The 12,271-nt window shown below is 63.5% G+C and carries 17 protein-coding genes and 1 pseudogene; 12 read left to right on the top strand and 6 right to left on the bottom strand.

The genetic code is table 11. The features are described from left to right. The first annotated feature begins 251 nt into the window (after positions 1-251). Entirely contained in the window at positions 252-923 is a 672-nt protein-coding gene (locus L0U83_RS09010; protein ID WP_233882066.1) for a nitroreductase, read from the top strand. Between the two features lie 36 nt (positions 924-959). Here L0U83_RS09010 and L0U83_RS09005 read toward each other — a convergent pair whose 3' ends face one another. Continuing rightward, the gene (locus tag L0U83_RS09005) at positions 960-1,376 is read right to left on the bottom strand and encodes an HIT family protein (RefSeq protein WP_233882064.1); all 417 of its coding nucleotides are present in this window, start codon (positions 1,374-1,376) and stop codon (positions 960-962) included. 233 nt (positions 1,377-1,609) lie between these two features. On the opposite strand from L0U83_RS09005, the gene cfa reads away from it, so the two are divergent. Continuing rightward, on the top strand, positions 1,610-2,773 hold the full coding sequence (gene cfa, locus L0U83_RS09000; RefSeq protein ID WP_233882062.1) for a cyclopropane fatty acyl phospholipid synthase: 1,164 nt from the start codon (positions 1,610-1,612) through the stop codon (positions 2,771-2,773). A gap of 67 nt (positions 2,774-2,840) precedes the next feature. On the opposite strand, the gene crcB is transcribed toward cfa, so the two are convergent. Both crcB and L0U83_RS08990 read right to left on the bottom strand, forming a co-directional pair. After that, on the bottom strand, positions 2,841-3,221 hold the full coding sequence (gene crcB, locus L0U83_RS08995) for a fluoride efflux transporter CrcB (RefSeq protein WP_233882060.1): 381 nt from the start codon (positions 3,219-3,221) through the stop codon (positions 2,841-2,843). A 178-nt stretch (positions 3,222-3,399) separates the two neighbouring features. Next, positions 3,400-3,675 (bottom strand): annotated as a pseudogene (locus L0U83_RS08990) (SDR family oxidoreductase); the annotation flags it as partial. Positions 3,676-3,726: 51 nt separating this feature from the next. On the opposite strand from L0U83_RS08990, the gene L0U83_RS08985 reads away from it, so the two are divergent. After that, complete coding sequence (locus L0U83_RS08985; protein ID WP_233882058.1) at positions 3,727-5,562, top strand: recombinase family protein; 1,836 nt, start codon at positions 3,727-3,729, stop codon at positions 5,560-5,562. A gap of 15 nt (positions 5,563-5,577) precedes the next feature. Here the strand turns inward: L0U83_RS08985 and L0U83_RS40520 are convergent, their stop codons facing one another. Further along, a complete protein-coding gene (locus L0U83_RS40520) occupies positions 5,578-5,703 on the bottom strand; it encodes a hypothetical protein (RefSeq protein WP_267939216.1) in 126 nt (41 codons plus the stop codon). Between the two features lie 59 nt (positions 5,704-5,762). Between L0U83_RS40520 and L0U83_RS08980 the strand changes: the two genes are divergently transcribed. The 9 genes from L0U83_RS08980 (at position 5,763) to L0U83_RS08940 (ending at position 10,682) form a co-directional block, all read left to right on the top strand. After that, complete coding sequence (locus L0U83_RS08980; protein ID WP_233882052.1) at positions 5,763-6,041, top strand: hotdog family protein; 279 nt, start codon at positions 5,763-5,765, stop codon at positions 6,039-6,041. A 78-nt stretch (positions 6,042-6,119) separates the two neighbouring features. Beyond that, on the top strand, positions 6,120-6,764 hold the full coding sequence (locus L0U83_RS08975) for a hypothetical protein (protein ID WP_233882050.1): 645 nt from the start codon (positions 6,120-6,122) through the stop codon (positions 6,762-6,764). 225 nt (positions 6,765-6,989) lie between these two features. Then, a complete protein-coding gene (locus tag L0U83_RS08970) occupies positions 6,990-7,373 on the top strand; it encodes a hypothetical protein (protein WP_233882048.1) in 384 nt (127 codons plus the stop codon). Continuing rightward, on the top strand, positions 7,370-8,473 hold the full coding sequence (locus L0U83_RS08965; protein WP_233882046.1) for a hypothetical protein: 1,104 nt from the start codon (positions 7,370-7,372) through the stop codon (positions 8,471-8,473). Before L0U83_RS08970 ends, L0U83_RS08965 begins: the two co-directional genes overlap by 4 nt. Positions 8,474-8,475: 2 nt before the next feature. Beyond that, positions 8,476-8,748, top strand: coding sequence for a hypothetical protein (locus tag L0U83_RS08960; protein ID WP_233882044.1), 273 nt, complete (start codon positions 8,476-8,478; stop codon positions 8,746-8,748). 54 nt (positions 8,749-8,802) lie between these two features. Continuing rightward, positions 8,803-9,810, top strand: a complete 1,008-nt coding sequence (locus L0U83_RS08955) for a phage major capsid family protein (protein ID WP_233882042.1) — start codon at positions 8,803-8,805, stop codon at positions 9,808-9,810. An 8-nt stretch (positions 9,811-9,818) separates the two neighbouring features. Further along, a complete protein-coding gene (locus L0U83_RS08950) occupies positions 9,819-10,121 on the top strand; it encodes a hypothetical protein (protein WP_233882040.1) in 303 nt (100 codons plus the stop codon). A 16-nt stretch (positions 10,122-10,137) separates the two neighbouring features. Beyond that, complete coding sequence (locus L0U83_RS08945) at positions 10,138-10,455, top strand: hypothetical protein (RefSeq protein WP_233882038.1); 318 nt, start codon at positions 10,138-10,140, stop codon at positions 10,453-10,455. Further along, positions 10,452-10,682: a hypothetical protein gene (locus tag L0U83_RS08940; protein WP_233882036.1), complete on the top strand. Its 231-nt coding sequence runs from the start codon at positions 10,452-10,454 to the stop codon at positions 10,680-10,682. Before L0U83_RS08945 ends, L0U83_RS08940 begins: the two co-directional genes overlap by 4 nt. 332 nt (positions 10,683-11,014) lie before the next feature. On the opposite strand, the gene L0U83_RS08935 is transcribed toward L0U83_RS08940, so the two are convergent. Beyond that, positions 11,015-11,605, bottom strand: coding sequence for a hypothetical protein (locus L0U83_RS08935; protein WP_233882034.1), 591 nt, complete (start codon positions 11,603-11,605; stop codon positions 11,015-11,017). Between the two features lie 198 nt (positions 11,606-11,803). Then, positions 11,804-12,031 carry a hypothetical protein gene (locus L0U83_RS08930; protein WP_233882032.1) on the bottom strand — a complete coding sequence of 76 codons (228 nt, stop codon included), beginning with the start codon at positions 12,029-12,031 and terminating at the stop codon, positions 11,804-11,806. Between the last annotated feature and the right edge of the window lie 240 nt (positions 12,032-12,271).

Raw genomic sequence — 12,271 nt, 5'->3', positions numbered from 1 at the left:
AACGCACCGATCTGTACGCGCTCGCCGGTTATCACGGCGAGCGTCCGCACGCTCGACGCGAAGGGCTCGAACATCGTTGCGCAGGCATCGATCGGCGACTTCGGCGTGAGTTCGGGCGCCGACAAACGAGCGCTCGTCGTGGTGGGGATCCGTCACAAGTTCCGACGCCAGCGCGGACTCATGCGGCGAGCGTCGGCAGTCGCGTGGGGGATCGCCGATAATGCTTCGTCGATCCCCCGAGGAGAATCTGTTTGAAGGTCAGCGAAGCCGTTACCAGCCGCAAGTCCGTGCGTCAGTTTTTGCCCGATCCGGTGGACCCCGCCGTGATTCGCCGCGTACTCGATACCGCTGCGCGCGCGCCGTCGGGCGGCAATCTGCAGCCGTGGCATGTTCATGTCGTGGGCGGCGAGTCGCTCGCGAAGCTCAAGTCGATCATGGCCGATCGCATTGCGCAGGCGCCTGCGGGCGAGCAGATGGAGTACGACGTGTATCCGCGCGACCTGGGTTCGCCGTATCGCGAGCGTCGCTACCAGGTGGGCGAGGATCTTTACCGTAGCATCGACGTCGCTCGCGAGGACCGGCCGGGCAGGCTGCGGCAGTTCGCGCGCAACTACGCGTTTTTCGACGCGCCGCTCGCGCTTTTTTGCAGCGTGGATCGTCAGATGGGGCCGCCGCAATGGGCCGACCTCGGCATGTTCCTGCAGACGGTGATGCTGCTCCTGCGCGAAGCCGGCCTGCATAGCTGCGCGCAGGAATGCTGGGCGCGCTACGCGCAAAGCGTTGGCGAGTTTCTCGCCTTGCCGCGCGAACGCATGGTGTTCTGCGGCATGGCGATCGGTCATGAAGACACGCGCGCCCCCATCAACCAGTGGCGCTCGGCTCGTGTGCCGCTCGGCGAATTCGTTCAATTCGACGGCATTTGAAGTTTAATAAAAGCCAACGTTAGCAATACACATTGTTTACAGCGCGGCGCGAATGCGCGCAGCGAGCGCTTCGAGTTGTGCCATGTCAGCCATTTCACGCGCGTGCGGGCGCAGTTCTTCGCCCGCGCGACGCGGAATCAAATGGAAGTGCACGTGCGGTACGGTCTGCCCGGCGGCGGCGCCGTTGAACTGCGCGATCAACAGGCCTTCGGGCGCAAGCACCTTGCGCACCGCAGCCGCCATCTTCTGCACCGTCGCCATCGCGGCGGCGCCGGCTTGCGGCGAAAGATCGTAGATCAACTCGGCGCCTTCCTTCGGCAGCACGAGCAGGTGGCCTTCGGATTGCGGCATGACGTCCATGATCGCGAGCGTCGCGTCGTCCTCGTACACCTTGATGCAGGGAGCTTCGCCGCGCAGGATGCGCGCGAAGATGTTTTTGTCGTCGTAGGCCATGTCGGTCTCTCCGGTTCGGGCGCGCCGTTTGCTCGCGCCGGGGCGATGGTTTTTGTCGAGTTTGCGATTATGGCCCGCGCTGTATGGGCTGTGCGTGTTCCTGCACATTTTTTGAAGTAGGTGCATCATAGAGTCTCTCGCGGCGCGCGCGACGACGAATGTCTTGATTGCAACCTCTTGAATGGCATCGGAGCACGGGACTAAGGACCCAATCCAGCCGACATGGAGCACGTATGGCAACGACTGATCTCGAAGCAGCTCACTCCGTTCGTGAGGCCACCGTTTCGGGGGCCTGGCGGTTTACAGCACAGCTATTGGGGCGCGCAGACGTGAAATTCAACGGCACCCGGCCGTGGGACATGCGCATCCACGACCCGCAGGTGCCCGAGCGTGTCCTGGCGCTAGGCAATCTGGGCCTTGGCGAGGCCTACATGGACGGCCAGTGGGACTGCGAGCAGCTCGACGAATTCTTCGCGCATGTGTTGCGCGCGCATGTGGATGACCAGATCGATCCCTCCCGTCTCGCCTTCCACGCGCTCAAAGCGCGCCTCATGAACCGCCAGACCGTGCGCCGGGCGTGGAAGGTGGGCCAGCAGCACTACGATATCGGCAACGAGTTCTACGAGGCGATGCTCGACAAGCACATGGCCTATACCTGTGGCTACTGGTCGGGCGGCGCGAAGACGCTCGACGAGGCGCAGGAGGCAAAGCTCGATCTCATCTGCCGCAAGCTCGGCCTGAAGCCCGGCATGCGCCTGCTCGACATTGGGTGCGGCTGGGGTAGCCTCATGAAGTTCGCGGCCGAAAACTATGGCGTATCGTGCGTGGGCGTAACGATCTCGAGGGAGCAGGCCGCGCTGGGCGCCGAGCGCTGCAAGGATCTGCCCGTCGAATTCCGCTTGCAGGACTACCGGTTGCTCGACGAGAAGTTTGACCGCATTGCGAGCGTGGGCATGTTCGAGCACGTGGGTCCCAAGAACTATCGCGCGTATATGGAAGTCGCGCAGCGCTGTCTTGCCGACGACGGTCTCTTCGTACTGCATACCATTGGCAAGAACCGCCGGGACACCACGCCCGACCCCTGGATCGACAAATACATCTTCCCGAATGGGGAGCTGCCGACCATCGGCCAGATCGCCGACGCATCGGGCGGCCTCTTCGTGACCGAAGACCTGCATAACTTTGGCGCCGACTACGACCGCACGCTCATGGCGTGGCACGCGAATTTCGAGGCCGCATGGCCGCGCTTCAAGGCCCAGATGGGCGAGCGGTTCTACCGCATGTGGCGTTACTACCTGCTTTCGTGCGCCGGGGCGTTCCGTGCGCGCGACATCCAGCTGTGGCAGTGGGTGTTTTCGAAGAATGGGTTGCCGGGCGGCTATCAGCGTCCTGCCTGATCCTCCCATCGCATGGCCAATACGGCCGCGATTCGCGAATGGCGAACGCGGCCGTTTTCTTTGCGGATCAGCGAATCAGTGCTGAGACCGTTGCGATGCCAAGGATCGTCATGATGACCGAGGCGCACACGTGAATGGCGATCTCGCCCGCGGCCCAGCCGAAACGTCCGTGCTGCAGATGCGAAACGACTTCGGCGGAGAAGGTCGAGAACGTGGAGAGGCCGCCCATGAGGCCGGTGATCACGAAGAGGCGCCATTCGGCGGAAAGCTGCGGCATGCGTCCGAAGTACGCGACCGCGACGCCGATCACATAGCCCGCGATGATGTTCGACGCAAGCGTGCCAAGCGGCAGATCGGGGTAGAGGGCATTCAGGCGTAGCCCGAGGACCCAGCGCAGCAGCGAACCGAGCGCGCCGCCGATGCCGACGGCGAGGATGGACAGATACATGGTGTGAAGTGGTTGAGGGCGCATTATGAGCCGGCGCGCCATGCCACCGGCTATTTTATCTACCGTTTTCGAGCACGGAGTGTAGCACCGGCCGGGACCGGCGGTTTGATGCCACGGCTCTTTGTCCTCAGACCACGTCCTGCCCAGGTTCTGTCGCGAAGCCGCGCCGGGCGGCGTGTCAGACGATCCCGCCGTTCGCGCGCAGCACCTGGCCGTTGACCCAGCCGCCGTCAGGGCCTGCGAGAAACGACACGACACTCGCGATGTCGTCGGGTTGCCCGAGGCGCTGCAGCGGCGGCATGTTCGCAAAGTGCTGGACCTGCTCTTCGGTCTTGCCGCTGAGGAACAGTTCCGTCGCCACCGGCCCCGGCGCGACCGCGTTCACGCAAATGGCGCGTCCGCGCAATTCACGGGCGAACACGCGCGTGATCGTCTCCACGGCCGCCTTCGCGGCGGGTAGTCCATATATACTTTTCGAATCCAAGCGATTCGGGAAAGCCCCAAAATGAAGAGCCACAACGTGACAGCGCGCAGGGCGGCGCAGCACACAGCAGCCGACGGGCAGCGCCGCCTGATCCCGTACTACCGCTATTCGAGCAAGGCGCAGGAGGACGGCGACAGCCTGCGGCGTCAGGCGGACTACGCGAAACAGGCGGCAGCGAAGTACGGCTACATGCTCGATGAGGCCATTACCGACGCCGGCGTGAGCGCGTTCGAAGGAAAGAACCACAAGGAGGGCGCGCTTGGCGTGTTCATCGAGAGCATCGAGAGCGGGGATATCCGGCCAGGCGACACGTTGCACGTTGAAAACTTCGACCGGCTTTCGCGCGAGGCTCCGCTGCGCGCCCGCAAGCTGATCGCCGAGATTCTCACCAAAGGCGTCGGCATCCTCACCACGCAGCCCGACCAGTTATTTACTGAGGAAACGATGGCGCAGAACCCCGCGCTGGGTTTTGTGGTGGAGGCCGCGTGCCTTCGCGCTCACGAGGAATCGAAAACGAAGTCGGACCGCGTGAACAAGGCCTACAGGGGCAAGTGCATTGCGTGGGGCAAGGGTGACTATCTCGGACTCGTCGGCTCACCGCGCGCTTACAGCGAGGCGAAAGGCAGGGTTCTCAATGGCACGGACCCCGAGTGGGTGATACTGGTTGACGGCAAGTTCGAGTTCGAGGAGCCGATGGCTGGCATCGTTCGCGAGATTGTGCGCATGTATATCGGCGGCCTCGGCTCGCTGGAGATTGCGAAGCGGCTCGATGCAGCGGGCACGCCCATCACCGCGAGTTCTCAGGTCAACCGCATCGGGCGGCTCCTGCAGAACGAGGCGCTGGTTGGCGTGAAGGTGGTCACGGTTGGCCGCAGGATGAAGGACGGCAAGGTGGTCGATCCGGGTGAAACGTTCCGGCTCGAAGGCTACTACCCACCATTGATCAGTCAGCAAAAGTTCGATGAGATTCGCGTGGTCGCGGCGCAGCGCGGCAGGCGAGGTGTGAAGGGGGAAATCCCGGGCGTGCTCACCGGTACGCGTATCGCGTTTTGCGCGGGTTGTGGCAGCGTCCTCGTCACGCAGAACGTGAGCAGGCGGACCAATGGCGAGGCCGTCATGCAGCGTCGTATCCGCTGTGCGTGCCAGATATCGACCGGTGCGCGGTGTTCGGCTGGCGGCACCAATTCGTGTTCGTCCGAGCCCATCGAACGTGCCGTGCTCGACTACTGCGCCACAGAAGGCAACCTTCACGCCCTGTTCGACACCGGCTCCCGCGCCGACCCGGCGATGCAGCGTCTCATGACGAAGCGCGCCGAGATGAACGAGAACGCGGTCAAACTGCAACGCTACGAGGCGGCGGCGCTTGAAGGCCCGCTGTCGCAGGTCGAGAAGAACGCGGTGGTTAAACTGGAAACCACCCATGCACGTCTGCTTGCCGAGGTGCGCAAGCTCGAACGCGCGGCAGCGGTGCATGCCAGCGCTCCGCGCTCGACCCCGGATGAGTGGGGTGCGCTCTACGACGGCGTGCTCAATCTTGATGTGGACGCACGCCTGAAGACTCGCGCGCTCGTACAGCAGACCTTCGAGCGCATCGAGGTATCGTTCACGCGCCTTGAATGGCAGGGTCGCCGGTACATTCCCGTACGACTGGTGTCGAAGGCGAACATTGAACGGCAACTGCTGATCGACGCTCGCACCGGCTGGTGGGGCGCGGTGCAGTACGACCACAACGAGCACAACGTCAAGGTGCTGTACTCTGCCGACCCCGAACGTCGCTTTGCCCTCAAGCCGTTGCCCGAAGCGAACGCCGCGAAGGCTCCCGCGAAGCGCGTACGCAAGGAGCCCGCCCCGGCATGACGCGCACTCCACGCGTCAGCATCGCAAAGCGCCTGCCGCCCCGGCAGGCGCTTTCGCTTCTGCTTCCGCTTTTGCATACATGTGTTGGCAATCAAGAAGTCCAATTGAACACGCCAGCGCCTTTGAATCTTTGAACTTCATTCGCCATCTCGTTTCAACTAGATTTACTTCGCTACAGGCCACTTCAGCGAGGTAATACCGTGAGCAACGAAGCAAAAAGCAACGGCGGGCGTCCGCGCAACGTGCCAGCCGCGCCCGCAACCGTGCCGCCGATGCACGACCTCGACGGGACGAGCAAGAAGCTCAACTGCAGCAAGGGCACTGTGCGCAATCTCTGGTACGGCGACCCCGACTTCCCTGAGCCGACCTTCGTAGGCGACCGCCCATTCTGGTTCGAGAATGAACTCGCCGCGTACCTCGAAGTAGTGCGCACGCGCCGCTCATCGAAGCGCAAGCCCGCTACGTTCGACGCTGAGTGAGGCCAACATGGGACGCGGCCTGCACGTGCGCTGACGATTCCGTAGTGCGAAGTAATCACCACCAGAAAGGAGCAGGCGATGGACAACATGGAAGCGTTTCACCTGACCTCGACGAATCAGGAACCGGAATGCACGTTCCTGACGCTCAACCTCATGCGCCGCGCACGCGATATGGCGTTTAACCACTGCTGCACCGAGCCTCGGGCCTACAAGGACAAGGACGTCTGCGAGGCTATCACGGTCGTTTTCCCTGACGTGTGGCGGGCATGGCGCGAGTGGGCAGGACCGGGTAGCGACACGTGCCTGTTCGACCGCTTCAAACCGGCGCGCTTCGCGGCGCATCGAGCATACGAGCGGCTGAACCTGAAGATGGTCGAAAGCGGCGGCGAATTCCGGTATGCGTACACCGTTGACGAGATGGCCGCGCAGATGCAGGAGGACGAGCCCGAGAGCTATCCGCGCTGGATCGCGGAGGACCAGTTCGCCGTGCGTCACTCGATCGAGCGGCTCGCGGCGATGAACGTGTTCATCTTCGACGGCGAGAAGGTGCAGGCGAACGACGTCACGTGGACGATCGATTACCTGCAAAACATCCAGGCCGCGTGGGAATGGGAGATGGGCCGCATGAACGCCGACCTTGAGCAGTCGCGCAGGCACCTCGCCATGCTCGAGGAAAGCGGCTGCGAAACGCTTGGAGAACTTGAAGCGCAGGCGAAGCACTGACGGGCAGCACCAGCGAATTGTCGAGGAGGGTCGAGGGCACCCGGTAAAGAGGACATTCATCACCACGCGGCAGTTGCGCGTACAACAACCCGGAGGTCTCACGATGAATATGAACCGCAGAAAAGAAAACGCCCGCGCGAGGAACGTGGGCGCTGAACAAGCTTCTGAGGACAGCGCCGATGGTAGCGCGGTCCCTGCTCGCGCACAAGCATCGTGGAGGGCGTCATGACTAAATGTTCCTCCGAGAAACAAACCGAGACCGTGGCCGAAACTTGTAGACGCGTTGGTATCAGCCGCAAGCAGGCGCACGAGTGGAAGAAGCTCGCAGAAGTCCCCGAAGCCGAGTTCGAGGCGATGTTGAAAGCGCCCGACATGAAGGCGCGCTACAACGCGATCATCAAGGCCCCGGTCGGCGGTCATGGCCGCTTAGCGCGTCCTGCGATGCGCTTGCTCGACTCGATGCTCGCTCTCGAACTGGAGATCGGCGCGTTCGACGCCACCGCACTCGATGACCTCGATGCGCAGCAGAGAGCCGCGCTTGATCGGGTGGCGTCGTCGCTGCTCGCGTCGCTGCACGGCCTGCGTGCTGCGCAGGGAGGCCAGTCATGAGCCAAGGTCACGTGATCAAGTGGGCAATGGAGAGCGAACACGATCCGCTTGCGCCGCGGTTGAGCGCCGAGAAGTGGAAGTGCCTCGTGCTGCTCGCGTGGGCCGGGGACAAAACCCACAACCGGATCGAAATGACGACAGCAGAGATTGCCGCGATGGCGAATCTCGACGTCGATGTGGCCGCACGGTTTATCCGTGAACTGCGCTCCGAAGGACCGCTGCACGATACCAAAGAGCGCACCGGCAAGAACGGGCGCACCGCGATCTACGAGTTCGTCCCCGGCTGGGCATCCGATGCCCGCGCTCAAGCGCTTGCCCGAGAGGCAGCAAAAAAGGCGCGGCGTGGCCGGGTCAAACACGGCGCAAACACCGTGATCGAATCGGGCGATCACGGCGCAAACACCGTGATTAACGGTGAGGTCGATCACGGTGCAGGTAGCGTTGCAAACACCGTGATCAAAGCCCCCTCTATATATGGTTTTAATGAACTACCAATAACCCCTAATAAAACCAAGGGAGACGGTGCCCGCGCCGTGATTGAAAACGATACCGGTCACGACGCGTCCGTAGCCCCTGCCGGGGAGGCGTCGCCCCCGGCTGCGCCGGTTGCGACCGGTGTGGAGGTCCGACAATTGTCGGCATCTACGCGACGGGAAACATCGCGGTCATGTTCGGCGCAGGCCGAACGTGACGCCTGCGCGGCGAGCGCTCACGGCGGTGGTGATCCGCTGCCGTCAGAAACATCAAATCCGCGCACGCGAGCGAAGCGGGTGCAGCCAGCGACCGTCGACGATCTGGTCGAGCAGTTTCGCAAGCTCTGCGGCGAGGGCGTGTGCTCGTGGCCGCAAGGTGGCGTGCTGGAGCGACGCATGGTCAGGGAATTCGAACGACTGGTACGCGAGCGCGGCGCGACTGCGGCGATGATGCGTGCAGCGGTGCCCCTCGCCCAGAAGCGCGTGGGCAAGGTCGGGCGTCCCAGCGGCGCTGCGATCGTGCGGGCCATGTCGAGCCTTGAGACCGTCGAGGACGCGACAGATTTTTTTGACCGGCCCGCTGCGGCGGGCACCCATGCCGTGCCGGGTAACGAGACGGTGCATTGATCATGACCGACCTCGACGAACTCGAAGATCAACTGCGCCGCTGGTGCGCAGACCACGGTCACGTCATCACGCCCGATGGCTGCGTGTGCGAGAAAACGGCGGCGCTGCTGCTCGGCTATCGCGGTCCCGGCGCGTTACGCATGCAGTATGCCGAGGCGCGATCGGTGGTGCCGGTGCGGCGGCACGTGAACGGTCGCAGATGGTACTCACTACGGGATATCACCAACTTTCTCGCAGGACGCGCAGGACGCGCAGAACGTGACTGGCGCGCATGAGTGCGGCGCGCGATGCTGGCGCGCAACTCCATCGCACGCAAGGGGAACACCATCATGGCCACCCGATTCGGTTTTGCGCAGGTCGCGAGGGCACTCGCCATCGGTCGCGGCGACCTCACCGCCGCCCGCGCGTATCTCGCCGCCCGGCACGGCCCGCACTCGGAGCCTGCCGAGTTCATCAACCGCGCGATCGCCGACACGGCAGTGATCGACAACCCGCAGGGCATGGCGCTTTCGGGGCTCGGCGCGGACTTCATCGGGCTGGTCGCGCGGCGCTCGATCACCGGCCAGATTGCCGCCGCGACGGGCTTTCATCGCGTGCTGCCGGGGGGGGCGATGCTGGTGCACGTGGTCGGCGCGGCAGCGGCATGGGTGCCGGAGGCCGCGGTGATCCCGGTCGGTGACGAAGGCTTCGCGATCGAGCGCATGCTGCCGTGCAAGCTGGCCGTGATCGTGGTGGTGACCGACGAGCTGCTGCGCGCCATTGGCGAGGCGAGCGACGCGGTCCTGAACCGCGATCTCACCAACGCATGCGCCGATGCGCTGACCGCGCAGTTCGCCAGCGCCGACCCCGGCGTGGAAGGATCGAAGCCGCCTGGCATCTTCTACGGCATCGACCCGATCCCCTCGACCGGCGACGCGAAAGGCGACGTCGCCGCATTGCTCGAAGGCTTCGGCGGCGACCTGTCAACTTCGTGTTTCATCATGCAACCGGTGACGGCGGCGGCGCTCGCCCTGGGAAACATCAGCGATACGCTCGGCGCGCAAGGCGGTTTCCTTGCGGGCATCGCGTGCGCGACTTCGGAAGGCGTGCCCGCTGGCGTGGTCGGGCTCGTCGACAGCGCGCGCGTGGCGATGCTCGATCTCGGAGTCGGTCTTGACCTGAGCCGTCAGGCACTGGTCGAGGTCGATGACGGCTCGGGCGCAACGAAGCTGGTGTCGTTGTGGCAGGACAACCTGAACGGCCTGCGTGCGATCAATTACGCGAACTGGAAGGTGCTCGACGCCTCGGCGGTGCGCTGGATCGACGGTTTCACCACGCCCCCTGCGATGCATGCGTGAGGCCCGCCATGAACGCACCGATCGACCTCGCGGGCGTCCTGACCGACGTGCTGCACGATGGCCTCGCGGAATTCACGCTCATGAAGGGACGCCCGCCCACGCTTAAAGAAGCGCAGACGCTCGCCAACGCGATCACGTTGCTCTCGCGCGTGCTCTGCCTGAACCCGTTCGCGTCGCTCGACGACATCAGCGTTGAACCGTTTGACGGCGACGACTCGATGGCCGTGCTGTGCATCCGGTTCGACAACGGCAAGACGTATCGCTTCGGCCTGTGCGGCGACGTGCCGGTGACGAACGCGCCAATGCACTGAGCAGGAGACCACCCTTATGGCCCACACCATCGCCTGCAGGTTCTACCCGGCCACGACCTCCGTGGCCCTCACCGAACGCCAGCTGCTGACGCAGCGTCTGGACGGGGCCGACTTCATCATGACGCTCACCGCAAGGGAACTCGAGGCACGCGCCTATAACCGCATCGCCCGCCGCGTCGACCGCGCACACGAACACGACGCACGCGTGACCGCCATCGGCTCGCTCGCGCTCGATACCGAACCCGGCACCGTGCGGCTGGTGACGATTACTTCGCAGGGCTACTGGATCGTCTGCCCTGCGCGACCGCTGGCCGGTCAGGAGAGGCAGTCATGAAGCCCGTCCCGATCCGCATCGACCGCCCGCTGATGAACACGCTGCTGCGCGAGCGCGCCAACGCCGCGCTCGTCTTCGGCGAGCGGCACGCCAACGCGTTGGCGAAGCTGCTGGCCATCGCACGCAGGCACGGTCAGGTAGTCGACGTCGCGCTTCTCAGCGATGGCAAGCGCGAGACGCTGATCGCGCACGTCCCCGGCGCTGGTCCGTGGTCGGTCGTGAAGTGATGCCTGTCGCCCCACCCGACGCCTGCCGCCGCGCGGACGAGCCTCGGGGGGCGACAAAAAAGATTCGAGGCGCTTCCTGGTCACCCCGGGCCCACCTTTCTTTTCAAAAAACCGGAATCAGGAGGCGGGGTCGTGCCAGTCGCCTGGGCATCGCCCGGGGGAGTCTGGGCCGTCTGGTACGGTTTGCTGAACGGTCGCTGGCAGGATCGTGCGGAGGCGCGCGGCGCACGAAAATATCCGCGCGCGCACGAATTCAGATTAACTCGCGATCAAAAAACAAAGGCTGCTTGGATATCCCCGGGAGCGGCGGCGCGCTCGGTCCTAAAGCGGAATTACCCGTTCAGGTCAAGTTCGACATAGGGATAGCTCAGCGTTCGAGGATCATATGAAAGCAAGAGAAAGGCGCGGGTCATTCCGTTAGGCCGGACGAACGCTTTGTCGTCGAGATACGTGGTCACTGTCTCAATCAGTAACAGCGGTTCGTCGGTAAAAACGACGACGATATATCCCCCGTCGTAAGGCGCACCCTTCAGGATGGCGTGGCGTTTGCCTTTCTCGGCAATGCGCTCGGCCAGAGACGAGATGAACCCGTCCTGAGTCCAATCTGCCCACTCGTAAACCAATCCCCGTTTATGTGCCTGAATAGCTCGCCCATCGACAAGCTCGGTGACCTCGATGGCGATGCGCCTGCCATTTGCGTCAACTGCCTCACAGTCTGGAGGGTCATTGCCGCGTCCCCTCTGCGCCAGATCGTCGAAGAACAACTGGCCCTTCGCTGCAAGTGACTCTGCCAAAGTGGTCACTACACCCCACTCCTCAAGGTCCCGGTCAGTGGCCCAGCCGAAGAAGTCCGCATAGCCGCGAGACTTCGCTCGTGCCGCTCGCATGAGAGCCACGATTTCCTTTTCATCGTCAGATGTCATTGCCCCTCGTAGTTCGAAATGATTGTGTGGTTTATGCCGTTCGCGCTTTACTGCGGGTGACGTGGCGCTATGGTAGCCGCCCAAGAGGACGAGGGCGAGCCTCCACCGGCAGCGCTGGCCGAAGCTCAACCGGAAGTGTAGTCCGAGGTGCAATGCGATACGCGTGCCGAGGAGCGCGCAGAGAAGCGTGTTGCCCGCTCATTTGCAATCGATGGACATCTCCCAATCGATTTCACTGGTCTTCTGCGGCCCCATGAGGATGTTGTAGCCGTTCGGGCACAAGCTGCTTGCCTTGTCCCACATGGCCGAACTCGACGTGGCGTCGATGGCGTGGACCGGGCGACCGTTCGGCCCCGTCTTGCTCGTGTCCGTCACGGCACACCCGGCGAGTGCTGCTGCGCTCATCACCAGCGCGATCTTATGCATGACGCCTCCATGTACGGAAAATGAAAGCCGGAAGATACCAGCCTGCATTTTGCCCTGCTTTTTGTTCGTGCTCCCGTGGCGCGTCCTGCTCACGGCGGGGCCGGGCCGCTGCTCCCGTCCTTGCGAATCGCCTTCCGCCATTTCGTGAGATCGCCCGGATCGGCAACCCGAATTTCGAGGGATCATTTCCCGCTTACGTATAATCGGGCCGAGAAGAAACCCGAGCGGGCGGTAAGCATG

Source organism: Paraburkholderia flagellata, from assembly GCF_021390645.1.
Taxonomy (GTDB): domain Bacteria; phylum Pseudomonadota; class Gammaproteobacteria; order Burkholderiales; family Burkholderiaceae; genus Paraburkholderia; species Paraburkholderia flagellata.
Note: the sequence above shows the minus strand (reverse complement) of the source record. Positions and strands in the feature narration are given on the sequence as shown.

What these genes read in the sequence shown, in the direction of transcription:
- L0U83_RS09005 (WP_233882064.1), bottom strand. Translation starts at nt 1,376, where the DNA reads ATGGCCTACGACGACAAAAACATCTTCGCGCGCATCCTGCGCGGCGAA.
- cfa (WP_233882062.1), top strand. Translation starts at nt 1,610, where the DNA reads ATGGCAACGACTGATCTCGAAGCAGCTCACTCCGTTCGTGAGGCCACC.
- crcB (WP_233882060.1), bottom strand. Translation starts at nt 3,221, where the DNA reads ATGTATCTGTCCATCCTCGCCGTCGGCATCGGCGGCGCGCTCGGTTCG.
- L0U83_RS08985 (WP_233882058.1), top strand. Translation starts at nt 3,727, where the DNA reads ATGAAGAGCCACAACGTGACAGCGCGCAGGGCGGCGCAGCACACAGCA.
- L0U83_RS40520 (WP_267939216.1), bottom strand. Translation starts at nt 5,703, where the DNA reads ATGAAGTTCAAAGATTCAAAGGCGCTGGCGTGTTCAATTGGACTTCTT.
- L0U83_RS08975 (WP_233882050.1), top strand. Translation starts at nt 6,120, where the DNA reads ATGGACAACATGGAAGCGTTTCACCTGACCTCGACGAATCAGGAACCG.
- L0U83_RS08970 (WP_233882048.1), top strand. Translation starts at nt 6,990, where the DNA reads ATGACTAAATGTTCCTCCGAGAAACAAACCGAGACCGTGGCCGAAACT.
- L0U83_RS08965 (WP_233882046.1), top strand. Translation starts at nt 7,370, where the DNA reads ATGAGCCAAGGTCACGTGATCAAGTGGGCAATGGAGAGCGAACACGAT.
- L0U83_RS08960 (WP_233882044.1), top strand. Translation starts at nt 8,476, where the DNA reads ATGACCGACCTCGACGAACTCGAAGATCAACTGCGCCGCTGGTGCGCA.
- L0U83_RS08955 (WP_233882042.1), top strand. Translation starts at nt 8,803, where the DNA reads ATGGCCACCCGATTCGGTTTTGCGCAGGTCGCGAGGGCACTCGCCATC.
- L0U83_RS08950 (WP_233882040.1), top strand. Translation starts at nt 9,819, where the DNA reads ATGAACGCACCGATCGACCTCGCGGGCGTCCTGACCGACGTGCTGCAC.
- L0U83_RS08945 (WP_233882038.1), top strand. Translation starts at nt 10,138, where the DNA reads ATGGCCCACACCATCGCCTGCAGGTTCTACCCGGCCACGACCTCCGTG.
- L0U83_RS08940 (WP_233882036.1), top strand. Translation starts at nt 10,452, where the DNA reads ATGAAGCCCGTCCCGATCCGCATCGACCGCCCGCTGATGAACACGCTG.
- L0U83_RS08935 (WP_233882034.1), bottom strand. Translation starts at nt 11,605, where the DNA reads ATGACATCTGACGATGAAAAGGAAATCGTGGCTCTCATGCGAGCGGCA.
- L0U83_RS08930 (WP_233882032.1), bottom strand. Translation starts at nt 12,031, where the DNA reads ATGCATAAGATCGCGCTGGTGATGAGCGCAGCAGCACTCGCCGGGTGT.